A 22,430-nucleotide genomic window follows, 5' to 3' on the forward strand; every position below is an offset into this window, starting at 1 on the left:
TCAAGGAGCAGACCGGGGGTCTTCTATGCTTATCAGCTGCCTCTCTAGCACCCGCTCTTGTAGCCCTTTGACCTCATCAGCACTTTCGCGGAGCGCTACTTTTCCAAAGTCTCACTAAACGGTACCAATACAAAACATCACGAGAACCTGAACATTGGCAGGTTCTCGTGATGCTAGGTGTTTTAGAACTCCAAGGATGCTTATTTCGGCTGTTGCTTATAGAAAACAAAAGCGTACTGGATACTCATAAGTAGAACTACAACCTGAGCCAAAGGGTCAAGCCAATACACTTGTAAAATTACCACAGCCAACATAAAAAATACGGATTTTATGAAGGATGCCGCAGGTTGTACGTAGTTCTTATTTGCACGATATGCAGAGTACCCAACAAATCCACAAAGAATTAAAATACCGGCAACATTATAAAACATTGAATCATGCGAAGATGTAAAATAATAGAAAGAATAACCTGCGAAACATAATTCAGGTACCGGTATGTATCTAGTGTCGACCACTTTAATCACCTATCGCTACAGTTACAGAAATACAACTTGCAATTGACTTACTAACATTTTTCATTGACTGTCCCTCTCTAGCTGTTGATAATATCTCTAGTTTGATGTGAAACAGAACACTTTTATGATATCAATCAGCAAAATGGGAGTCAAAATTATTTTAGTAATGATTCAATAACAATTTGCGCCACTGCACACTATAGTATTTAGCTGCTAAAGCTCCCAGCCCGTTCTCTCTCCTCAGCAAACTTACATCCTAAGTCGTCTTATTGCGCTTCGGATGCTCCTCTGCCTTACACATTTCTAGGTTCTTATCGCAGATACAGCGGTAAACAGTCTTCACTTCCCCTGCTGCTTTCACCCACCTCTCTTCTTCTTTCCTACGTGCGTATGCTTTTCTTCTCTTACGAGCAGGAGATAACTCTGGTCTTGTCCTCACAACTCTCTCACTTCAGTTCTACGGTCTAGGAACTTTTATTTTACGTCCGCTTAAGCGGACTTCGCTAACGCTCAGGCTCTTTTTCTCTCTGGCTTCTCTCCTTCTGTTCCAAGACTCAACCTCACAGCTCAGGCTGAGAGAGGTGAGGGGAGAGAGAAGCGAATGCCCTTGTACTTTCCAAACAAAATACACAAAGGTATTTGAATGAAAAGCACAAGGGGCATCACAACAAACAACACAGGCCAGTCGGTCGGCTCGGTCGGTCGATTGGCGAAGCATAAGAAGCACAAACGGCTCGCTCTTCGCATAGATGGCGGAAGGCTCTAATCTTCCGCGCGGAGGGCATTCGCCCTGTGATCTGGCGGTGTTGTTGATGTGTAGGTCATAGACATGCCGGTTGCGGTGGCGTCGAACTCCACCGCGAACATTCTGACCCTAAAGATGAAAAGCTACGGCTACGCCCCGCTGGTGCGCACCTGGGTCAGCAGCAACGACGTTCCCACCGGTAAGCCCGCCCCGGATATGTACCTGGAGGCGGCGCAGGGCTAAGCTGCACCCGCCGCCCTCGTAGCAGCATCAAGAAAGACCCGGTACGAGGAAAGACCCCCGGCCCGCTCCTCAAGGAGCAGACCGGGGGTCTTCTATGCTGTATCAGCCGTACCTACAGTACCTACAAGGCCTACAAGGGGCACGAGCTTATCGGCGCATAACCTTCTTCGCCAGGAAGTTACCGATGAACTGAACCAGCTGAACCAGGACGATAATAATCGCCACAACAGCCCAGGTGATCTCATCGTTGAAGCGCTGGTAGCCGTCCACAATCGCGATCTTACCCAGACCGCCAGCACCCACGTAACCGGCCATAGCGGACATATCCACCACGCCAATGACGAGGAAGGTGTAACCCAGGATCAGCGGGCCAAGCGCCTCCGGAATCATCACGGTGAACAGGATGGTCAGCTTCGAAGCGCCCATCGCACGCGCCGCCTCAATCACGCCCGGGTCAATGGAGACCATGTTCTGCTCCACGATACGGGCAATAGCGAACGCAGCACCGAAGCTCATCGCGAAGACCGCAGCGTTCACGCCCAGGCGGGTACCCACCACAGCACTAGTCAGCGGGCCCAAAGCCGCAATCAAAATAATGAACGGAATCGGGCGAATCACGTTCACCAGAATGTTCAGGATCGTGTACACGAAGCGGTTCTGGAAGATGTTACCTTCACGGGTGGTGTACAGCAGAGCACCCACAATCAGGCCGACCAGACCGGCGCACAGCATGGTGATAGACACCATGTAGAACGTATCGCCGATAGCCGGGAGCAGCTTCTCGGGCAGGAACTCGGACCAGTCCGTCTTAGACGCAGCCAGCGGAAGAGTAGTAGCAAACATTTAGCGCACCTCCTGCACGCGGGCAACGGTCTTCAGTTCGGCAACGGCGGCATCAATGCTGGTGATTTCGCCAAGGAGTTCCAGGGTGAGGGTACCGTACGCCTTACCCTGCAGGGTCTCAATACCGCCGCCCACAATGTTGAAGCGGACGTTACGGGCGCCCAGGTAGGACAGCACCTTACCGAGCTCCTGGTTACCCTCCACGATTTCAACGTTGATGAGGTAACCCTTGTGGTTTGCGCGCAGCTCAGCCGCTTCCTTGCCGGTGGGGGCGAGCTTGACGGTGGTTGCCACAAACAGCTTTGCCACGTCGGTCTGCGGGTTGGAGAAGACGTCGTAGACGTTGCCCTGCTCGACCACGCGGCCGGACTCCATGACCGCCACACGGTCAGCGATGCTGGAGACCACGTCCATCTCGTGGGTAATGACCACGACGGTCACACCCAGTTCGCGGTTCACACGCTTGAGCAGAGCGAGCACTTCATGAGTGGTTTCCGGGTCCAGCGCGCTGGTGGACTCATCCGCCAGCAGCAGGGCGGGGCTGGTCGCGAGCGCACGGGCAATACCCACACGCTGCTTCTGACCGCCCGAAAGCTGGTTCGGGTAGTGGCCTGCACGGTCGGCAAGACCCACAAACTCGAGCATTTCCAGGGCGCGGGCGCGGCGGTCCTTCTTAGACCAGCCGGCAATCTTCAGGGGGAACTCGACGTTACCGAGCACGGTGCGGGAGTTCATCAGGTTGAACTGCTGGAAGATCATACCGATGTTGGTGCGTGCTTCGCGCAGTTCGGAGTCGCGCTTGCCGGAAATTTCGAAGCCGCCGACGGTCAGGGTGCCGCTGGTGGTGGTTTCCAGGCCGTTAATGAGGCGGACCAGGGTGGACTTACCGGCGCCGGAGTAGCCGATAATTGCAAAGATTTCACCGCGGTTAATGGTGAGGGAGACGTTGTCGACAGCAACTACTGCCTTGGGGCCGTTGCCGAAGACCTTGGAGACTCCGTCCAGAACCACCATGGGCGAGGTGCTGTCGCCGAAGCTCTGTGCCAGTTCACTCATAAATATGTATCCGTAAATGTCGTGGTTGGGGCGCTAAAGGGCCTTAACGCCGTTACGCAAAGGACGGTAAGCCTTCACCCGCATCGGGTTCTTAGACTTACCGCCTTTGCGTATGCCTAGAAGAGGCGTGTATTCAGAAGATTACTTCTTGGCGCGCAGCTTGGCTTCTTCGTTAGCCAGGGACTGACGCAGCTCGTCGGTGCTCACGTTGACCTCAACAGCGGTGCCGCGGGTCTCTTCCTGAACGACGTCCATGACGGCCTTCGAGTGGAAGAGTTCGACGATCTTCTTGTAGGTCTCGTCGTCAGCCTTGTCCTTCTGAGCAACGAAGAGGTTCACATACTTGATGGCCGAGGGGTCGGTCTTGGGGTCGTCCTGAGCCAGTGCGTCTGCGGGCTTCAGGCCTGCATCCTTGAGGAAGTCGTTGTTGACGACTGCGCCGTCAGCGGACTCCATGCCAACCACGGTCTGGGTTGCGTCGACGGGGGTGACCTTCACCTTGGAGTTAGCGGTGTCCACGTCGTCGATGGTGGGTGCGTCAACGTCAGCGTTCTTGAAGGTGACCAGACCGTTGGTCTTCAGCAGCTTCAGTGCGCGTGCCTCGTTCACGGTGTCGTTCGGGATAACGATCTCGCCGCCCTGGGGGATGTCAGCCAACTTGGAGTGCTTCTTGGAGAACAGAGCCATCGGGTAGATGACGGTCGGACCGACAATCTGCAGGTCCTTGTTAGCGCTCACGTTGTAGTTAGACAGGTACGCGATGTGCTGGAAGCGGTTCATGTCGATGTCACCGGCGTCCAGTGCGGGGTTCGGCTCGGTGTAAGCGCTGAACTCCTTGTACTCAATGTCGATACCCTGCTTCTTAGCTTCTTCCTTCAGGGTCTTGTTGAACTTCTCAGAGCCAACCACACCGATGGTGACCTTCTTGGATTCGGAAGAGGAGGAAGAGGAGGAGTTGGTGGAACCGCAGGCTGCCAGGCCAAAGACCATGGGGACAACTGCGAGTGCAGCAGCAAACTTCTTCACGGCTATGAATCTTTCTGTTGAATGATGATGCGTTCCACCGGGTGCTGACGTTGGTACTAGCACGTCCGATGGGAATGATGATGGGACAATTACAGCACGGGCGGGGGCGGGTGTGGAAGTTAAGAGCTATTCATGAGACACAGAACGTCAAGGTCGTCATATTTTGTCATATTTCGTCATGCGGTGATTATTTCCAGGTTATAAAGCGTCATTGACGGTGTCATTGCCGGTGTATTCAGGCGCACACAAAACGCCGGCAAGGGTACAAAAACCCAAGCCGGCGTTCATAAAACGGGCAATCAGCGAGCCGCTAGCGTCTACTGGTCAAACTCGCCCGAAGCAATCAGCTGCTCACGCACCTTACGGCGCAGAACCTTACCCAGCATCGAACGGGGCAGGTCATCCACCACCACGATGCGGCGCGGAACCTTGTAGCGAGTCACCTTCGAGTAGCAGTGCTCACGCAGGGTGTGTTCCTGCACCACGCGTCCCGGGGCGGGCACCACGGCGGCAACCACCATCTCGCCACCGGCGGGCAGCGGAATACCGACGACCGCCGCATCCGCGACCATGTCGTGCTGCTTGAGGGCGACCTCAACCTCCGTCGGGGAGACATTGAAACCGCCGGTAATAATAACTTCCTTGATGCGATCAACAATCTGAATGAAGTAGTCCTCGTCCAGTCGCACAATATCGCCGGTACGCAGCCAACCCTCGGGAGTGATGGTCTTCGCCGTCTCGTCCTCACGCTTCCAGTAACCAGCAAAACGCTGAGGGCCCTTCACCCACAGCTCGCCCTCTTCACCATCAGGCACGTCCTCGCCGGTCTCCGGGTCCACCACACGAATATCGGTGGAGGGGAACGGAACACCAATAAAACCGGCGCGACGAGTGTCATTGAGCGGGTTGCAGGACACCAGCGGCGCACACTCGGTCAGGCCGTAGCCTTCCACCATGAAACCGCCGGACGCTTCCTCCCACTCGGCAACCAGCTCAGGCGGCAGGTTCATCGCACCGGAGACCGCATAACGGATACCCTCCAGGGACACGCCGCGCTTCTTCGCCTCATCCATGAGGCGGCGATACACCGGCGGAACCGCAGGAAGAATGGTCGGGCGGGTCTTCTTCATCGCCTTCAAAATCAGGTCCATGTCCACGGTCGGGAACAGCACCAGGCGGGCACGGCACAGCGACGCAATCGTCACGCCCAGGGTCATACCGTAGGCGTGGAACAGCGGCAGAACCGAGTAAATCACCTCGTCATCACCCGGGTTAATCCATGCCTCACCCATGCGACCGTTAGACTCCAGGTTGCGGTGCGTGAGCATCACACCCTTCGGCAGGCCGGTCGTACCCGAGGTGTACTGCAGCAGCGCAATATCGTGCGCGGTCGGGCGGCGATGCGACGGGTCAATACGCTCGCTCTTCACCAGCTGAGCCCACGACACCGTACCCGGCGCAGGACCGGTCAGCTTCTCACGCGAAGCACGCGCGCTCTTCAACGGCAGCTTCAGCGCGGTACGCATCAGCGCGGGCATCGCCGAAATCATGTTCACCGAATAAATATGGTTCGGGCGGATATCCGCCGGAAGACCCGTAATATGCGAGGCGATCTTATCCCACACAATCGCGACCTTCGCGCCGTGATCCTCAAACATGTGGCGCAACTCCGCGCCCGTGTACAGAGGGTTATGCTCCACCACAATCGCGCCCAGGCGCAAAATCGCGTAGAACGCCGCAATATGCTGAGGACAGTTCGGCAAAATCAGCGCCACACGGTCACCCGGCTGCACACCCGCTACGCGCAGACCCTCCGCAGCACGCTCAATCTGATCCCCCAACTCGGCGTAGGTTGTGGTCGAGCCAAAGAACTCCAGCGCCACCTTGTGGGGTACGGTGCGGACCGCCTCGTCAATGAGGTGGCTCAGCGAGGTTTCGGGCAGCTCAATATCGCGGGCAGTCCACGAAGAATAATTCTTCAACCAGGGTCGATGCGCCAACGGATGCGCACCAGCCGATACGCCAGCGGGGGATGCAGGTGCCGCCGCATCCTGCAGGTTCGTGTTCTTCTGAGCCTCAGTCATGCATTGATTGTGCCTTCCCACACCCTCACGCTTCAACTCAGCAGCGCTTCTTTCCACGCTGAAAATCACACGGTACACCCGCCCCAGATACCGCAATAAACGCCGAAACACTAAGGCAGAACCCAGCAACTCTGGGATACTTAAAGCATGAGTAAACGACAGCAAGACATCACTGACGAGCAGTTCAAGAAGCTCCTCCGCGAAATTTCCAAACGATTCGCTATCGCCGGAGGAGTCGTCATCCTGTTCGGAATGGCCATCATCGCACTTGCTTACCTTCTGGGAGGAGCCCACTAATGCACACCCCGCAGCGCCCCAACGGCGACATCTTCAACCGCATGGTCTCCGGCGCCGCCTACATGCCCGACGCCGAATGCGCCGCGCAGACTAAGCGCATCCACGCTGCAACCGTCCTCGCCGAAGAACACTACGCACGCGGCGAGCAGGCACAGGCAATGCACGTCTACCGTGAACACCTCGGCCACCTGGGCGAGCACTCGCACATCCGCCCCGGCGCACGCTTCGACTACGGCGTGAACACCTATATTGGTGACGGCTCCTTCTTCAACTTTGGCTGCGTCTTCCTGGACGTCTGCCCGATCCGCATCGGCTCCACCGTGCTCGTCGGCAACAACGTACAGTTCCTCACCCCCACCCACCCGCTCAACCCGATCGACCGCGCCGCATACTGGGAAGGTGGCGAGCCCATCACCGTTGAAGACAACGTCTGGATCGGTGGCGGCGCCATCATCCTGGGCGGTGTGACCATCGGCAAGAACTCCGTGATTGGCGCGGGCACCGTCGTCACCAAGGACGTCCCGGCTAACTCCCTCGTGGTGAGCAACCCCGGCCGCGTGGTCCGTACCCTGGACGAGAACGAACGCCCGGCATACCCGCACACCTACTCCGCAGAAGCCCTGGAAGAAGCACGCGCCTTCTACGCTGACCGCAACCGCTAAATCAGCACCCAGGACTAGAATCCAAAGGATTTAATGAACGCACAGAACAACACCCCGCAGCAGCATCCGGCCGCCGCGGCGTCCTCCCCCACCGAAAGTGACCTGTGGGAGGCGGCATTCTCCTCCGACGACCCCACCGTGGTTCTGACCGATGAGGAGCTGAACGCGGCACGCCGCGCCCACGAAAAGGCGCGCGAGGCGGCCTCTTCGGCTCAGTCCTCCGCGCAGTCCTCGCAGGATGCGACCCGCCCCCTCACCGAAGCGGCTACCGCAACGCAGCCGCTCCTCTCCGCAAACAGCACCGCTCAAAGTGCAGACTCCGGCGCTGACTTGGGCGAACCCGCTACCGACAACCTCAGCTGGCTCGACAAGCCTGCAGCCCCCAGCACGGACAACGTGCGCGGCGGCGTAGCTAGCGCACCCCCTACCGCACCGACCGCAGCGGCAAGCTACGAGGTGCCCGCACCCGGCAACGCCCATGCGGCACCCAGCGCCCCGCAGGCTGCCCCCGCGGCAGATGACCACTTCGTCATCCCCACCCCCGCAGGTGATGCCGCTGGCTCGGAACCCATCCTCACCGCCGCAACCGCACTGTCCATGCAGAAGAGCCGCTACTCCCGCATGCACCTACTGCCCGGCCTGCTCGGCTGGCTGATCACCATCTCCCTCATGGACGGTGGCCTGTGGGCTATCCAGTCGTGGCTGACCCTGACCGGTCAGAGCGAGTCCATCGAATACGCCTCGGTGGTCTCCCGACTCTTCAGCGGCGCGTCGAACGCCGTGCCGGTCGCGGTGGCGTTGAGTGTGCTCATTTTCTTCGCTTACCTGGTGGGCGGTTACGCGGCGGGACGCATGGCACGATTCGCCGGCGCGAAGCAGGGCATTGCCGTGTGGCTCTGGCAGATTATGGCGCTCATCCTCGGATCCCTGGCGACCTTCCTCATGCCTCAGCTGTTCCAGAATAGTGTTGCGTCCCTGTCGTTGCAGAAGCTGATTGCGGGCGATTTCGCGAACGGCCTGCTCGCGGTTCTGCTGGTTCTGGCGTTGAGCTTCCTCGGCGCTATCCTCGGCGGCCTATTGGGACGCCTGTACCACCGCCGCGTGGACAAGTACCCGAGCGACCAGGTGGCACGCGAGGACGCCTAGTCTTCTAAGCACCCGCGCCTCGTTGCGATAGGGATAAAACGTGCAGAAAACCTCCGGTACCTTACGAAAGGTACCGGAGGTTTTCTGTATCTAAGTATCTGTATCCTAAACGGCCTTAGCTACCCAGCAATACGGCGCTGACTAGCCAAAATGTTCCGCTTAGTGGTCCAGCAGCAGTGCAGGCTCCTCAAGAATCGCAGCCACATCAGCCATGAAACGAGCTGACAGGTCGCCATCCACCACACGGTGATCGAAGGAGCCACCCAGGGTCGTCACCCAGCGAGGAATGACCTCACCATCAACCACCCACGGCTTCTGCTTGATCGTACCGAAGGCAACAATCGCCACCTCACCGGGGTTAATAATCGGGGTACCCGTATCAATACCCAGCGAACCGATGTTCGTAATGGTCAGGGTGCCGTTCGCCATCTCAGCGGGCTGAGTCTTACCCTCACGGGCGCGAGTGGTCAGGTTGTTCAGCGCGATAGCCAGCTCACGCAGGGACAGCTCCTGAGCGTCCTTAATGTTCGGAACCATCAGGCCGCGCGGGGTCGCCGCAGCAATACCCAGGTTCATGAAGTGCTTAATCTGGATTTCGCTATCGGTCCAGGTCGCGTTGACCTGCGGGTTACGCTCAGCAGCCCAAATGACCGCGGCGGCAAGTACCAGCAGCGGGGTGACCTTCACGCCCTCAAAGTGGCGGGACTTCTTCAGGCGCTTCACGAACTCCATGGTGCGGGAGGCATCAACATCCACGAAGATGGACACGTGCGGGGCGCTAAACGCCGAAGCAACCATAGCCTTCGCGGTAGCCTTACGCACGCCACGCACCGGGATGCGCTCAATGCGGTCACCGGGGGTGGCTGCGGGCTGCCAGAACGGCTGGCGGGCGCCGCTATGCTGCACATCGCTCAGGTGCGCCACATAGTTCATGAGGTCCTGCTTGGTCACCTGGCCGCGCGCACCGGTAGCGGTCACGTTCGCCAGGTCAACACCCAGCTCCTTTGCGGCAAGACGCACCGGAGGCGGCGCGAGGGTCGGGCGGTGCGGAACCTGCTCAGGAGCCAAAGTCGGCGCGGGAGCCGCTGCGGGCTCGGGTGCCAGACGCTGCACCACCGAGTTCAGCGGGGTGTTCTCCACAAAGCGGGAGGCGCGCTCAGCCAGCTCGCTCAGCAGGCCCTGGTTGCGGTTCGCCGAGTCGGCGGGGGTGTGCGCCACGGGTGCCTGAACAGCCGGTGCGACCGGTGCCGCAACAGCCTGTGCGGGCTGGGCCGCGGAGGCGGGGCGCTTGCGGGCGCGGCGCTTCACAGCGTCCGCCTTGGGGCCGGAGCCGACCAGTGCGGTGCCGGACTCAGCCTCTGCCGCGGCGGGTGCCGCCGGGGTTGCGGGTGCGTTGTCGCCGCCGGAGATGCTGATGATCGGGGTGCCCACCTCAACGGTTTCGCCTTCGGCAACGAGCAGCGCCTCGACGGTGCCGGCGAAGGGCGAGGGTAGTTCCACGACGCTCTTCGCGGTTTCAATTTCGACGAGGACGTCGTTGATGGCGACCTCGGTGCCGACTGCCACCTTCCAGCTGAGGATTTCTGCTTCGGTCAGGCCTTCGCCCACGTCAGGGAGCGGGAAAATCTGGGACATTTTTACCTCTCACTAGGGCATATGCCCTATACGGAATATTCTGTGCGGGCTTGCAACCCGCCATAGCGCAACACGCTGATACGTCAGATCAGGGAATGCCTAGTAGTCAAAAGCGCGGTCAACCGCCTCAAGAATACGGTCAATATCGGGCACGTACTCTTCCTCAACGCGGGAAATCGGGTACGGCATGTAGTAGCCGCCCACACGAATCACCGGCGCCTGCAGGCTGTAGAAGCAACGCTCCGTAATCGCCGCAGCCAACTCACCGCCCATGCCACCGAAGGTCGGCGCCTCGTGCGCAACAATCAGGCGGCCAGTCTTCGCCACCGAAGCGGCAACGGTCGGCACGTCCAGCGGCGAAATCGAGCGCAGGTCAATGACCTCAATCGAGCGGCCATCCTCCACGGCAGCCTCCGCAGCAGCCAGAGCAACCGGCACCAGCGGACCGTACGCAACGATGGTCGCGTCCGTACCCTCACGCACCACCTGGGCGCTAAACGGATCAAAGGAAGTGTCGCTAAAGTCCACTTCACCCTTGAGCCAGTAGCGGCGCTTCGGCTCAAAAATAATGACCGGGTCGGGGCACTCAATCGCCTTGCGGGTCATCCAGTACGCCTCGTGCGGGGTCGAGGGGGTCACAATACGCAGACCCGCAGTGTGGGCGAACAGCGCCTCCGGGGACTCGGAGTGGTGCTCCACCGAACCAATCACGCCACCGTACGGAATGCGGATAGTCACCGGCACCGTGTACTGCTTATCGGTGCGGTTGTGAATCTTCCCCAGCTGGCTCGTGATCTGGTTGTAGGCGGGGAACACGAAGCCGTCGAACTGAATCTCCGGCACGGGACGGTAGCCACGCAGGGCCATACCGATGGAGGTGCCGATAATGCCGGACTCACCCAGGGGCGCATCCATGACGCGGCGGTTGCCGAAGCGCGCCTGCAGGCCCTCGGTCACACGGTACACGCCGCCGAGCTTGCCGATATCCTCACCGAGCATGACGACGGTGCGGTCGGCTTCCATGGCGTCTTCCAGGCCGCGGGTAATCGCCTTGGCGAGGGTCAAACGTTCAATTTTCTCGCTCATGCTTACTCCTCTTCAAAGCCTGCAACGTAGTTACGATAGAACTCGCGGTCGTCTTCCACCTGCTGGTGTTCCTGCACGTAGACGCGGTCGAAGAAATACTCAAAGTCGGCAACCTCAGAGTTCAGCACTGCCTCACGCACGCCGTTCGCGACCTGCTGCGCAGATTCTGCAACCTCTTCGAAGAAGGCATCATCGGCGTAGCCCTGCTCGCGCAGGTGCTTCTCAAGGCGCAACATGGGGTCGCGGCGCAGGGGACCTTCTAGGTCGGCATCGGTGCGGTACTTGGTGGGGTCATCCGCGGTGGTGTGCGGGCCGAGGCGGTAGGTCTCGGCCTCAATCAGTACGGGGCCTTCACCGGCACGGATCTTCTCCATGGCGTAGCGGGTTGCGGCGAGCACGGCGAGAACGTCGTTGCCGTCCACGCGAATACCCTCGAAGCCGTAGCCTGCGGCGCGGGTGGACACCGGCACGCGGGACTGCACCTCGAAGGGCACGGAGATAGCCCAGCGGTTGTTCTGCACGAAGAAGAGCACCGGCGCGTTGTAGGAGGCAGCAAAAACCATGGACTCGTGCGCGTCACCCTCGGTGGAGGAGCCGTCACCGAAGTAGACCGCCACGGCAGGCTTCTGGGTGTCCTCGGCAGGGTCGGTTGCCTGGCCCTGACCGGTGCGGCGGATGCCGGTTTCAGCCTCGATGTCGGCGTCGAAGTTCAGACCCATGGCGTAGCCGACTGCATGCAGGGTCTGGGCGGCAAGCACCTTGGTGTAGGTGTGGAAGTTGTGTGCCTTCATGTCCCAGCCGTGGGTGGTGGTGCCACGGAAGATGGTAATCAGGTCGCGGAAATCCACACCGCGCGCCAGGGCAACGGCGTGCTCACGATAGGAGGGGAAGATGTAGTCGTTGGGTGCGTAGGCGAGTGCGGAACCGACCTGCGCGGCCTCCTGGCCTCGGCTAGGAACCCACAGGGCGAGCTGACCCTGGCGCTGCAGGGCGGTCGCCTCATCGTCGAAGCGGCGGGTGGGGTACATGAGGCGGTAGGCCTCGCGCAGGATATCACCATCGACGTCTTTGACGTATCGGCTGAAGGTGGGGTGTTCGTGGACGGTGCCGTTCTCATCCATGAGCTGGATGCGCTCGGGCACTCCCGGGTACTTGTCGTTCTCGTGCATCTAACCTCCACACGTGACGAGGGCTTGGCCCTCAGCGGCCCGGGTTTTAGTCTCAACGTTCACCTGATGGTGCAGGGTTTGAGGTGTTCCGGCAGGCCTGTGAGGGTCTGGGCATATATAGTTACCAGTCTACTCTTTCCGGCTTTATCTCGCGGCAGTTACGCTGATAACACAGCGTATTATGCCCTGTCATTCACTATTTGAACATCATTAAATTAAACCTCCTATATATTCTTTTTCGGGAATATATAGGAGGTTTAATTTAACTATTGAGAGCTTTTTGGGGCCATCATTTTTCCCGCGCGAGAACCATTTGAAAAGCCCAAACAAACCTCGACAAGGGAAAATAGTACATTGTTCAATTAGGGCTCAAACAGGGCAGGGTGGGCACTCCCGCCCCTTCACAAGACGCTCTAGAGCCCCTTCGCGAAGACCTCACATAGCGAGAGGAAACGGTCATTCGCCTCCACCTCGCCAATACTCACGCGCACGCCCTCGGTGCCAAACGCACGCACCGACAGCGCATGCTCAGCCATCAACTGCACGAACTCACCCGTGCGCTCCCCCAGGGGCAGCCACACAAAGTTCGCGTAGGTGCTCGGGAAATCGTAGCCCAGCTCGCGCAGTCGAGCGGTCACGCGCTCACGCTCAGCGACCAGGTGGCTCACACGCTCCATCACCGCATCCTCATGCTCGATGGAGGCGATAGCCGCCGCCTCCGCCAGCGCCGTCACGGCGAACGGGGTCGCCGCCACGCGCAGGTGCTGCGTAATCTGCGGGTGCGAAATCGAATAGCCCACGCGCAGACCCGCCAGGCCCTGCGCCTTGGAGAAGGTGCGCAGAATGATGACGTTCTCGTAGTCGCGGTAGATGTCCATGCCGTTCAGCGGGGCTTCTTCACTGTCCGGCACGGTGGAGGCAGCGCAGAACTCGAAGTACGCCTCATCAATGACCACGGGGATGTGGGCGGGCACCTTCGCCAGGAACGCACGAATCTGGCTCTCGGTGACGGCGGGGCCGGTCGGGTTGTTGGGGGTGCAGACCAGGATCAGGCGGGTGCGATTGGTGATGGCTGCCGCCATGGCGTCCAGGTCGTGTGAGCCGTCGGGCAGGTTCGGCACCTGCACGCTGCGAGCGCCCATAATGCCGACGAGGATCGGGTATGCCTCGAAGGAGCGCCAGGCGTAGATGACTTCGTCCTGCACGCCGTCGGCGTTTACGCCGGCGAAGGTTTTGAGGATTTGGTTGAGCGCACCGAGGCTTCCGGCACCGGTGACGATGTCGTCAGCGTCCACGCCGAGCCGTGCGGAGAGCTTGTGGCGCAGGGCGGTGGAGAGCGGGTCGGGGTAGCGGTGCACGGTCACAAATTCTGCGAGGAGGCGCGCCACCTCGGGTACGGGGCCCAGCGGGTTCTCGTTCGAGGAGAGCTTGTACTGGGTGAGGCCTTCAACGGGTGCGGGCGGCTTGCCTGCCGCGTAGCTGGGCAGGGTGTTGAAGACGGGGCGGACCGGGATGTTGGCGTGTTCAGCTGACTGGCTCATGGTTCCAGTATGTGCCTGCGGGCGGCTCGGAGGCTAACGCTTCTCACCTGGAGAGCAGGTCGCAAGCAAACTGTAGCTGTGCAGGCAGCAGATGCTAGCCGCGAGCGCTGTGCGCAAAGAAGCACACACTGTACGCAAAGGCTGTACGAAAAGATGGAGGGGTGCCGCCGGGGTTGTTCCCGGTGGCGCCCCTCCTTTTCTCTTCTCTACTCTACTCGTCCCCTCCACCCTCCACCGAGCCGTTGAGATAGGGCTTTTAGACCATCAGGGGTTCACGCTCCTCGATGGGAGTCAGGTCCTCGGGAGGGCCTGGGGCGCGGAACCCGGGGTCGATGTTCTCGGGCGGAGTTGATGCGAGGAACCCGGGGTCAATGCTCTTGGGCGGGAGCATGGGTGCAGGCTTCAGATTCGGTAGGGCGGGGATGAGCGACTCGCTACTGTCGTAGTCTCCGCCTTGCCCGACTCCGAAGATTGGAGGATTCTTGAGCGCGGAACCAACTGTAGGGAGCTGTAGCTGATCGATGATTGGCTGAGTAACAGCCTTTTCGATGTGCGTATGCAGATCTGCAGGTTTGGGCAGAATGTCCGGCGGGATCAGACTTGCAGGGGGCAGCTGCCCCTCTGCCTCGATTCGAGCGGGCATCTTGATGGGCGCAGGCTCCGGACGACTCAGGTCCGCGGGCATCTTGATGGCGGGCGGAATATTCTGCGGGTTGTATCCCTGCAGGAGGGGCACCTTGGGCATCGGCGGCACGGGGGTTTCGGGCCATGCAGGCTCCGGGGCCTGAGGCTTCTCCTGCGGAGTCGGCTCGGGGCGAGGGAGGGTCTTTTTGACGCCCTCGATGACGGCGGGGACGGTATCTTCGATACCACGCTTTGCCCGCCCCAGACGCTCGCCTGGCTTCTCATCAGCCAGCTCAGCTATACCCAAGGGGCCAGGCACAGTTCCTGATGCAAGGGCTGCCCCGCCGTAGACCTCGGTACGTTTGATAGTTATACCCACTCGTAGAGCGGGAGGCAGACCGTCCGGCAGGCTTGAGGCTGAGGTTACCTTCTGTTCCCCCAGCGCGTACTCTTTACCCTCCATTGCAGCGCGCATGCCGCCAGGCACCTTGCCACTATGCCCTTCACGTTTTAGTGCTTCGTGGTAATTCTCGCCATGATGTTCAGGGTTATTGACGGTGATTACTGTATCGCGTTCATCAGGACTCCATGTTCCCCCGAAAATTTGGGCAAGAGGATTCACCGCTGAGTCAGGAACCCAGTCACCGTCTCCTTCCACGTAGTCCACAGCAAAATCACGGCGTTTAGCCGGCAGGCCTCGTAGCGGAGCACCTTGGGCATAAACACCCACAATATTGATTTCTTGAGCGACTTCAGTACTATTCGCCATGTTGTAGGCAATCATGGCGCCCTGGCTGAAGCCCTCCATGTACACACGAGCACCCTGATGCGCTCCGGCATCACGTAGAGCCTGCAAAACCATCTGATATGCGGGGTTCTCCATAGTATCTTTGCCCAATGCTTCGCGTTCGGCACCAGGGACATCTATGATGGATCCGCCCCAGGAGTTAAAGTTGGTACCTGGAACGCTCACCACATACAGGGCATGGGCTGGGTCGCCTTCGTGCCCTGCTTCGTACATAACGGTAACGAGCACGGCACTACGTTCAGCGGTCGAGGGGTTCTGGCGGGAACGCTCAAATTCCTGATCCTGTGCCTTAGCCGCTGCCATAAGACGCTCCGAGCTGGTGCCTATGGAGAGCTGGCTTTTCTCGCCGCGGTGCGCAGCGATACCGTATTCGTCGGCAGAAGCGGTCCGAATATTATGAGCCTTAGCGCCAAGAAAGGTATCGATTCCAGATTTGGCGATACTGAATAGGCCACCGTCCAGTGCCTTTCGAGCAAGTCCTCGCGGAATGCCAAACATGCTTGCAAGGCGGTCAAATGCTCGCTGACGGGCAATTTCAGGATTCCATTTGGCATCCATGTAGGCGGTGAAGCCGAAAAGAATACCCGCCACGAGAGGCGAATACGGTAGCGTCCGAGATGCCGAGAAGTACCCAAGCTCGGGAATGGTGAGCTTCAAGAGGTAGGTAGCTTCGCCGGGTTCTCCAGCGATGAGGCCGCGGAAGTGACCTCGGGTGCTGCGTCCGTCGGGTAGCTTGCCGTCCTTTGCGATGCCCATGGATTCGAACCAGCCTGCGACGGTGTTTTCAACCTGCAGGTAGGAGCTGTGGGCGGCTCGGACGGTGGCTGCGGTGACGCCGAACTTTGCGGCACTCATACCGAGGTCTGCAGCAAGGACGGCGCAAATAGCGGCAGCCTGCTGGGCACGTCCGTTAATGCCGAGGAAGAGCCGAGTCTCGGTGGCGATGCCAAGAATCGGCATGGTGCGGTCGGCGCAGGTGCGGCTGACGGCGTCGAGGCCGTCGGCAATGGCGGGCATTTCTTCAAGCTCAACGCTGATGGTGCCTGCGGTGGGCCCTGCGGAGTTGCTGAGGTCACCGATGGGCGCAACGGTGGGTCCGGTAATCATGGTGTCTCCTAGGGTGGGGTTAGTGGGTTCGGATGAGCGAGCTCAGCCCGTCGGGCAGGTTCACGTGCATGAGCGAATCGAGCGTTGACTGGGCTTTTTGCACGCCTGAGCGGGCGATGATTTCGCCGGGGTTGAGCTTTTCGAGTGCGTCCGCAGCGCCGTCGGCAATTTTGCCGAGTAGGTTATCTACGGCGGAGGCGGCGGCTTTGATTGCCTGCGCTTTGCCGGTGAGGTCGTTGGCGAGTTCTTCTCCGGCTGCGGCAATCATGGCGGCGGTGCCTTCGGCTTGTTCGGCCTGGTTGCGGATTTTTTCGCGGTGTTCTTCGAGTTGTCGCCGGTAGGCGCGTCCGGCTTCGGATGCCCAGCGGTCGCCGTTGAGTTCGTTGGCGCGTTGGTGTGCGGTGCGGATTTCTTGGGCTTCGGTGCGCATCCTGTGGGAGAGTTCTGCGCCTTTGGCACGGGCGAGGGCGGCGGCGGCCATGAGCTGTTCGGCGAGGGCGTGGCCGGCGGCGGTGCCGATGCCCATGTGTCCTGCTGCGCGGAGGATATCGGTTGGTTCGATGCGGGGCAGCTGGGGTGCGGGAGGCGGTGCGGTGTCGACGATTGTGTTCATGGGGCGTCCTTTCGGTGGTTGGACTGGTTGTTTGTGCGCCTGTTTCTGTCCTGTGTTTGGGTTTGTTTTAGGCTAAATCTGCCGCGGTGACCGTGCAGGCGGAGTACGCCAACCTGTGGATAACTCAGGCTTGTTTCGAAGAATTCGCACGTTTTTGCCCCTCAAAACCCAAAAAATGCCCCCTCCGCACCCCCTCGTTTTGTCATATTTCTGCAACTACCCCAGCCACCCATCACGTCCATATGCTCTGCCCGCCTCTTTTTTTCGGCGAATTCATGCAAAAATAGAGTTATGTCTCACACCAATAACACCTTCTTGCCTTCTGGCCGTATTGACCTGGGCACCGGCGAACTTGCGCTGGGCCCCCTCGACGGACGCTACGCATCCGTGACCGCCCCCCTGACCAACTACCTTTCTGAGGCGGCGCTGAACCGCGACCGCATCCACGTTGAGGTTGAGTGGTTCATCTACCTGTGCGAGCATTCGATTCTTCCGGGCCTGTCCCCGCTCACCGGTGAGCAGAAGAACGGTCTGCGCGCCATCGTGACCGATTTCAACGCTGATTCTGTGGCGGAGCTGGCTGAGATTGAGGCAGTCACCGTTCACGATGTGAAGGCGGTCGAGTACTACATTGGCCGCCGCCTGGAGGGCCTGGGCCTGGGTCACCTGGTGCCGCTGGTTCACTTCGGCTGCACTTCTGAGGACATTAACAACCTCGCCTACGCGTTGGGCATCAAGGATGCTGTTGAGAACGTGTGGGTTCCGGCTGCTGAGAACCTGATTGAGGTTCTGCTGAAGCTGGCTGAGGAAGGCCGCGACGTGCCGATGCTGTGCCGCACTCACGGTCAGCCTGCAACTCCCTCCACCCTGGGTAAGGAGTTGGGTGTTCTCGCCTACCGTCTGAAGCGTCAGGTGAAGCACGCTGCTGCTACCGAGTTCCTCGGCAAGATTAATGGTGCGACCGGCACTTACGCTGCTCACTATGCGTCGGTTCCTGACGCTGATTGGCAGGCTGTTTCTCGTGGTTTTGTGGAGCACCTGGGCCTGACCTGGAACCCGCTGACCACCCAGATTGAGTCGCACGACTGGCAGGCCGAGCTGTACTCGGATATCGCGCACTTCAACCGTGTGCTGCACAACCTCTGCACCGATGTGTGGAGCTACATTTCGATTGGTTTCTTCCGTCAGATTCCGGTGGCTGGTGCGACCGGTTCGTCGACTATGCCGCACAAGGTGAACCCGATTCGCTTTGAGAATGCGGAGGCTAACCTGGAGCTGTCCAACGCTCTGCTGGATTCGCTGGGTTCGACCCTGGTGACTTCTCGTTGGCAGCGTGACCTGACTGACTCGTCGGCGCAGCGCAATATCGGTGTGGCGTTTGGTCACTCGGTGCTGGCTATCTCCAATGTGGTGAAGGGTCTGCAGCGTCTGGATATTGCGACCGACGTTATTTCTGCTGATCTGGATTCCAACTGGGAGGTTCTGGCTGAGGCGATTCAGATGGTGATGCGCGCTGAGGCTATTGCAGGTGTTCCCGGCATGGAGAACCCGTATGAGCGCCTGAAGGAGCTGACTCGCGGTCACCGCGTGGATGCTGCTCGTCTGAAGGAGTTTGTGGCTACTCTGGGCCTCTCCCCCGAGGCTGAGGCACGTCTGTCGGCTCTGACTCCGCACACCTATAACGGTATTGCGGCTCAGCTGCTGGATCACGCGAAGAACGCTTAGTCCGTAGCGCCCACTACCGGTTTATACGCTAAAGACCCCGGGTCCCTGTGTTCAGGGATCCGGGGTCTTTAGCGTGTTGGGTCTTTGCTTTGTTCTGTTAGCCAGCGGGTTTAGCGGCCGAGCATGCGGTGGTGACCGGTTTCGGTGTCGTTGCCCTTGTCGCGGGTGAAGACCTTGCCTACAGCCTTACCTGCGTCCTTGACGCCCTTGAGCAGGGAGCCAGCCACGCCGGAGGAGCCGTCCGAACCTTCGCCGCCCTGTACGCGCGGTGCACGCGGGGTAATCATGAGCTCTGCGGGGAAGTAGGCGGGCGCGTCGCCGAAGGCTCGGCGGGTGTTGCGCACGACGTCCTTGCCGAGGGTCAGGTTCGCGCCACCGCCAACGACTGCGCCCACGCCGAAGGGCAGGGCACGGCCGAGCAGTGCACCGGTCTGGCGGGTGAGGAATCGGCGGATGAACATGTTTCGGATGGTACGTTCGACGCTGAACATCTTGCCGCTGGAGGAGTTGCCGAGCAGCATGCCCCACTTGTTGGAGACACCGCCTGCCTTGCCGGTCTGCAGCAGCACGGTGTTCATGAGCTGGGAGCCTTCTTCGCCGAGCATGATTGCCATGACCATGGAGCGGGCGGTTTCGGGGTCGTGTACGTGCACGCCGTGCAGTTCTGCGACTGCCTGGGCGTAGAGTGCGGTGCGTTCGAGGTAGCCGCCGACTGCGAGCGCGGACAGGCTCATGGAGGTGACGGTGCCGACGCCGGGCACGAATGCGGATGCGCCGGTGACGCCGCCGATGGCGGTGATGTCACGCAGGTAGGTGCGGTCGAGGCGCTTGTGGATTTGTTCGGGGGTTTCGTCGGGGTGTGCTTCACGCAGTTTTTTGACGATGGACAGCGCGAGCGGTCGTTGCATGCGCAGTACGTTGTCGAGGGTGGTGGTCAGTGCGGGACGGGGGTTGCCGTCTTCATCGAATAGAGACTTCTTCGGGTCAAGCATGCTCTCAGTAAATCACGGCTTGGTGAATTTTTCCTGAATATGGGGCCTGTGGTGGGGTTTGGGGGGTGAAATTTCACCGAGGGCGTGGAGGTTTTTGATCGCTTGTTAGGGTGTTTTGGTCTTTATTTGCGCCCAATTTTAAAGCGCGTAAAATTGTCGTAGATTACACACTATTCATTGTTTGCATAGTGCGTGACCTGCTTCACGGAGATTCGGGTTGCGCCTGATGACAGATAGCGGCTAATACCTCTTCTGAATCCTAAGGAATACTATGACTTCTTCCACCCATACGCCCAATGCTGCGCGTTCTCCCCTGGCGACTCAGGGGCTGGGTGTTGCGTACGCGACCGGCGCGATTATTTCGGCGCAGTTCGGTGCGGCTCTTGCCAAGCAGCTCATGGGCGATTTGGGCCCCTGGGGCGTGGTCGCTCTGCGCCTGCTGACATCTTCTATCCTGCTGTGGGTGTTCTTCCGCCCGCAGATTCGTTCGTGGACCCGTCAGCAGTGGATGGCGGTCATTGTCCTCGGTGTCGCCCTGACCGGTGCGAATGCCTTCTTCTATGTGGCTATTGAGCAGGTTCCGCTAGCAATTGCGGTGGCTATTGAGTTTATGGGTCCGCTGGTGCTGGCGACGGTTATGTCGCGCCGTAAGCTGGACCTGGTGTGGATTGCTCTGTCATTTACGGGCATGGCGATTCTGACTGCTGAGTCCCAGGCGAAGCCTGAAGATTTCGCGTTGATGGGTGTGGTTTTCGCAATCCTGACCGCTATTTCTCGTGCCGCCTATATTCTGGCGACTGAGAAGGTTGGCGCTCTGATTCCGGGTATGGGCGGCATGGTCGTGGGTAACGTTGTCTCTACCCTGCTGGTTCTGCCGTTCCCGTTCCTGATAAGCGGCAATAACCTGTTGAAGGTCACCCAGGATGTGCACCTGCTGGCTATTGGCTGCCTGATGGGTCTGCTGGCTTCTGCCCTGCCGGCGCTGGGTGAGGTTTCTTCGCTGCGTCTGCTGCCCGCGCACATTTATAGCGTGGTGCTGTCCCTGGAGCCTGCGATTGCGGCGGCTGTGGGTATTGTGATGCTTGGTGAGGCTACCGGCCTGGTTCGTTGGGTTGCTATTGCTCTGCTGGTGGCGGCGAGTATCGGTATTTCGATTTCTCACGCTCGTGCGCAGAAGAAGGCGCAGGAGGACGGCACGCTGGAGGATGCGGACCATTACCTGCCGGGTGCGGTGGATGCGCACGCGGTGGATATTGCGCAGATGGCGACTAACTCTATTACGATTCCGTCGGCTGAACAGATTAAGGCTGACCGTGAGGCGAAGGGCCTCTAATCTACTGAACTGTAGCCGTGTCAACGGCTTCTAGCCCCCCCCCCGGGTAACGAGTAGGATAGTATCTCGTGTTGCCCGGGGGGGGCGCGCTCTTTAAACGGCGCTATTGGAGCGTTCGTTCTGCCCCGTAGCGGCACAGCATGCACACGTGGAGAAGTACCGCCTTGTGAGGCGCAGGAAGGAGAATCATGCCGCATACTTCATCTCAACGCCCCGCACTGGGCATTATGTTTGTGCTGATGTCCTGCTCATCGCTGCAGTTCGGTGCCGCGTTCGCGGTGACGCTCTTCCCGCTGTTTGGTGCTCTGGCTATTAGTGTCAGCCGTCTGGCGATTGCTTCCATGATGGTGGGTAGCGCCGTGTGGTTGGCGGCGCGTTGGCGTACCCGTCGCAGGGGCACGATGCCGCCGGGTGCGCTGTCTTGGTCGAAGGAGCAGTGGCGTGCCGTCATCATTTTCGGTATGACTTTCGGTCTGATGAACGGCTTCTTCTATTGCGCGATTGACCACATCCCGATTGGTTTGGCGGTTGCGGTGGAGTTCTTGGGCCCGCTGGCGTTGGCGTCCATGCTGACGCGCAGGCTCCGCGACGCGGTGTGGGTGCTCTGCGCCCTGGCGGGCATGCTGGTGCTCGGCTACGAGGCGGCGGTCGGCAAGGATACCGACTACCTGGGTCTGACGTTCGCGCTGATTGCTGGCGTGTTCTGGGCGCTGTATATTCGCTCGAGCGCGAAGGTGGGTGCCCTGGTTCCGGGTGCGAGCGGTCTGGCGGTTGCGATGCTTGTTGGTGCCGCATTCATTGCCCCGGTGGCAGCGGTTGTTCCGGCTCCTCAGCCGATGTGGAATGCGGCGCAGGATCCGATGCTGCTCCTCATGATTTTTGGTACCGCGATGTTCGCTTCGGTGATTCCCTATAGCGCGGAGCTGATGGCTCTGCGCAACCTGCCGCAGCAGGTGTTTAGCGTGCTGATGAGCATGGAACCGGCGATTGCGGCGATTGCCGGTTGGGCGTTGCTGGATCAGGAGACCGGCCCGATTCGTTGGGTGGCGATTTTCCTGCTGATGACTGCAAGTGTGGGCATTACGCTGACCACCACCAAGGGTAATTCCCACAAGCAGAAGGATGACGGCAAGGATCCCGTCCCCATGCCGCTACCCGAGTAAAGCCAAAGTCCCGAGTA

Annotated in this window: 17 protein-coding genes and 1 pseudogene; 7 read left to right on the forward strand and 11 right to left on the reverse strand. The window is 59.7% G+C overall.

The features are described from left to right. Positions 1-1,344 precede the first annotated feature (1,344 nt). A pseudogene (locus tag HMPREF2765_RS09155) lies at positions 1,345-1,497 on the forward strand (HAD family phosphatase); the annotation flags it as partial. A 153-nt stretch (positions 1,498-1,650) separates the two neighbouring features. On the opposite strand, the gene HMPREF2765_RS02240 reads toward HMPREF2765_RS09155, so the two are convergent. The 4 genes from HMPREF2765_RS02240 to HMPREF2765_RS02255 all read right to left on the reverse strand — a co-directional run bounded on the left by HMPREF2765_RS02240 (position 1,651) and on the right by HMPREF2765_RS02255 (position 6,512). Further along, complete coding sequence (locus HMPREF2765_RS02240; protein ID WP_012902834.1) at positions 1,651-2,346, reverse strand: methionine ABC transporter permease; 696 nt, start codon at positions 2,344-2,346, stop codon at positions 1,651-1,653. Further along, the gene (locus HMPREF2765_RS02245; protein ID WP_049353211.1) at positions 2,347-3,402 is read right to left on the reverse strand and encodes a methionine ABC transporter ATP-binding protein; all 1,056 of its coding nucleotides are present in this window, start codon (positions 3,400-3,402) and stop codon (positions 2,347-2,349) included. Positions 3,403-3,543: 141 nt separating this feature from the next. Further along, positions 3,544-4,428, reverse strand: a complete 885-nt coding sequence (locus tag HMPREF2765_RS02250; protein WP_049346134.1) for a MetQ/NlpA family ABC transporter substrate-binding protein — start codon at positions 4,426-4,428, stop codon at positions 3,544-3,546. A gap of 317 nt (positions 4,429-4,745) precedes the next feature. After that, positions 4,746-6,512: a long-chain-fatty-acid--CoA ligase gene (locus tag HMPREF2765_RS02255; protein WP_070604182.1), complete on the reverse strand. Its 1,767-nt coding sequence runs from the start codon at positions 6,510-6,512 to the stop codon at positions 4,746-4,748. A gap of 147 nt (positions 6,513-6,659) precedes the next feature. Between HMPREF2765_RS02255 and HMPREF2765_RS09255 the strand changes: the two genes are divergently transcribed. From HMPREF2765_RS09255 to HMPREF2765_RS02265, 3 genes are read left to right on the forward strand one after another with little or no spacing between them, the layout of a single operon-like run. Beyond that, positions 6,660-6,809, forward strand: coding sequence for a hypothetical protein (locus HMPREF2765_RS09255; RefSeq protein WP_005504480.1), 150 nt, complete (start codon positions 6,660-6,662; stop codon positions 6,807-6,809). Next, positions 6,809-7,471: a sugar O-acetyltransferase gene (locus tag HMPREF2765_RS02260; RefSeq protein WP_049346137.1), complete on the forward strand. Its 663-nt coding sequence runs from the start codon at positions 6,809-6,811 to the stop codon at positions 7,469-7,471. The genes HMPREF2765_RS09255 and HMPREF2765_RS02260 overlap by 1 nt, the downstream gene beginning before the upstream one ends. A 33-nt stretch (positions 7,472-7,504) precedes the next feature. After that, the gene (locus HMPREF2765_RS02265; protein ID WP_049346138.1) at positions 7,505-8,617 is read left to right on the forward strand and encodes a hypothetical protein; all 1,113 of its coding nucleotides are present in this window, start codon (positions 7,505-7,507) and stop codon (positions 8,615-8,617) included. Positions 8,618-8,776: 159 nt separating this feature from the next. Here HMPREF2765_RS02265 and HMPREF2765_RS02270 read toward each other — a convergent pair whose 3' ends face one another. From HMPREF2765_RS02270 to HMPREF2765_RS02295, 6 genes are all read right to left on the reverse strand, one after another. After that, positions 8,777-10,252 (reverse strand): dihydrolipoamide acetyltransferase family protein, encoded by a 1,476-nt coding sequence (locus HMPREF2765_RS02270; protein WP_012902826.1) that lies wholly within the window; start codon positions 10,250-10,252, stop codon positions 8,777-8,779. A gap of 99 nt (positions 10,253-10,351) precedes the next feature. After that, on the reverse strand, positions 10,352-11,338 hold the full coding sequence (locus HMPREF2765_RS02275; RefSeq protein ID WP_049346141.1) for an alpha-ketoacid dehydrogenase subunit beta: 987 nt from the start codon (positions 11,336-11,338) through the stop codon (positions 10,352-10,354). A 2-nt stretch (positions 11,339-11,340) separates the two neighbouring features. Continuing rightward, a complete protein-coding gene (locus HMPREF2765_RS02280; protein WP_070604183.1) occupies positions 11,341-12,507 on the reverse strand; it encodes a thiamine pyrophosphate-dependent enzyme in 1,167 nt (388 codons plus the stop codon). Between the two features lie 413 nt (positions 12,508-12,920). Further along, positions 12,921-14,048, reverse strand: a complete 1,128-nt coding sequence (locus HMPREF2765_RS02285) for a histidinol-phosphate transaminase (protein WP_049349928.1) — start codon at positions 14,046-14,048, stop codon at positions 12,921-12,923. A gap of 256 nt (positions 14,049-14,304) precedes the next feature. Further along, on the reverse strand, positions 14,305-16,587 hold the full coding sequence (locus HMPREF2765_RS02290) for a hypothetical protein (protein WP_049349927.1): 2,283 nt from the start codon (positions 16,585-16,587) through the stop codon (positions 14,305-14,307). 19 nt (positions 16,588-16,606) lie between these two features. Next, a complete protein-coding gene (locus HMPREF2765_RS02295) occupies positions 16,607-17,200 on the reverse strand; it encodes a hypothetical protein (protein ID WP_049349926.1) in 594 nt (197 codons plus the stop codon). A 291-nt stretch (positions 17,201-17,491) separates the two neighbouring features. Here HMPREF2765_RS02295 and purB point away from each other — a divergent pair, with 291 nt between their 5' ends. Beyond that, on the forward strand, positions 17,492-18,925 hold the full coding sequence (gene purB / locus HMPREF2765_RS02300) for an adenylosuccinate lyase (protein ID WP_049359941.1): 1,434 nt from the start codon (positions 17,492-17,494) through the stop codon (positions 18,923-18,925). Between the two features lie 110 nt (positions 18,926-19,035). Here purB and HMPREF2765_RS02305 read toward each other — a convergent pair whose 3' ends face one another. Next, a complete protein-coding gene (locus HMPREF2765_RS02305) occupies positions 19,036-19,917 on the reverse strand; it encodes a hypothetical protein (protein WP_049346152.1) in 882 nt (293 codons plus the stop codon). A gap of 271 nt (positions 19,918-20,188) precedes the next feature. Between HMPREF2765_RS02305 and HMPREF2765_RS02310 the strand changes: the two genes are divergently transcribed. Together HMPREF2765_RS02310 and HMPREF2765_RS02315 are read left to right on the forward strand one after the other, a co-directional pair. Then, a complete protein-coding gene (locus HMPREF2765_RS02310) occupies positions 20,189-21,250 on the forward strand; it encodes an EamA family transporter (protein ID WP_012902817.1) in 1,062 nt (353 codons plus the stop codon). A gap of 188 nt (positions 21,251-21,438) precedes the next feature. Beyond that, a complete protein-coding gene (locus HMPREF2765_RS02315) occupies positions 21,439-22,413 on the forward strand; it encodes an EamA family transporter (RefSeq protein ID WP_070604184.1) in 975 nt (324 codons plus the stop codon). Positions 22,414-22,430 lie beyond the last annotated feature (17 nt).

The organism is Rothia sp. HMSC062H08, assembly GCF_001810775.1.
Taxonomy (GTDB): Bacteria; Actinomycetota; Actinomycetes; order Actinomycetales; family Micrococcaceae; genus Rothia.

Excerpts from the sequence above, each read along its gene's own strand:
- HMPREF2765_RS02290 (WP_049349927.1), bottom strand. The coding sequence starts at position 16,587 with ATGATTACCGGACCCACCGTTGCGCCCATCGGTGACCTCAGCAACTCC.
- HMPREF2765_RS09255 (WP_005504480.1), top strand. The coding sequence starts at position 6,660 with ATGAGTAAACGACAGCAAGACATCACTGACGAGCAGTTCAAGAAGCTC.
- HMPREF2765_RS02285 (WP_049349928.1), bottom strand. The coding sequence starts at position 14,048 with ATGAGCCAGTCAGCTGAACACGCCAACATCCCGGTCCGCCCCGTCTTC.
- HMPREF2765_RS02265 (WP_049346138.1), top strand. The coding sequence starts at position 7,505 with ATGAACGCACAGAACAACACCCCGCAGCAGCATCCGGCCGCCGCGGCG.
- HMPREF2765_RS02315 (WP_070604184.1), top strand. The coding sequence starts at position 21,439 with ATGCCGCATACTTCATCTCAACGCCCCGCACTGGGCATTATGTTTGTG.
- HMPREF2765_RS02255 (WP_070604182.1), bottom strand. The coding sequence starts at position 6,512 with ATGACTGAGGCTCAGAAGAACACGAACCTGCAGGATGCGGCGGCACCT.
- HMPREF2765_RS02240 (WP_012902834.1), bottom strand. The coding sequence starts at position 2,346 with ATGTTTGCTACTACTCTTCCGCTGGCTGCGTCTAAGACGGACTGGTCC.
- HMPREF2765_RS02245 (WP_049353211.1), bottom strand. The coding sequence starts at position 3,402 with ATGAGTGAACTGGCACAGAGCTTCGGCGACAGCACCTCGCCCATGGTG.
- HMPREF2765_RS02280 (WP_070604183.1), bottom strand. The coding sequence starts at position 12,507 with ATGCACGAGAACGACAAGTACCCGGGAGTGCCCGAGCGCATCCAGCTC.
- HMPREF2765_RS02305 (WP_049346152.1), bottom strand. The coding sequence starts at position 19,917 with ATGCTTGACCCGAAGAAGTCTCTATTCGATGAAGACGGCAACCCCCGT.
- HMPREF2765_RS02260 (WP_049346137.1), top strand. The coding sequence starts at position 6,809 with ATGCACACCCCGCAGCGCCCCAACGGCGACATCTTCAACCGCATGGTC.
- HMPREF2765_RS02270 (WP_012902826.1), bottom strand. The coding sequence starts at position 10,252 with ATGTCCCAGATTTTCCCGCTCCCTGACGTGGGCGAAGGCCTGACCGAA.
- HMPREF2765_RS02275 (WP_049346141.1), bottom strand. The coding sequence starts at position 11,338 with ATGAGCGAGAAAATTGAACGTTTGACCCTCGCCAAGGCGATTACCCGC.
- purB (WP_049359941.1), top strand. The coding sequence starts at position 17,492 with ATGTCTCACACCAATAACACCTTCTTGCCTTCTGGCCGTATTGACCTG.
- HMPREF2765_RS02295 (WP_049349926.1), bottom strand. The coding sequence starts at position 17,200 with ATGAACACAATCGTCGACACCGCACCGCCTCCCGCACCCCAGCTGCCC.
- HMPREF2765_RS02310 (WP_012902817.1), top strand. The coding sequence starts at position 20,189 with ATGACTTCTTCCACCCATACGCCCAATGCTGCGCGTTCTCCCCTGGCG.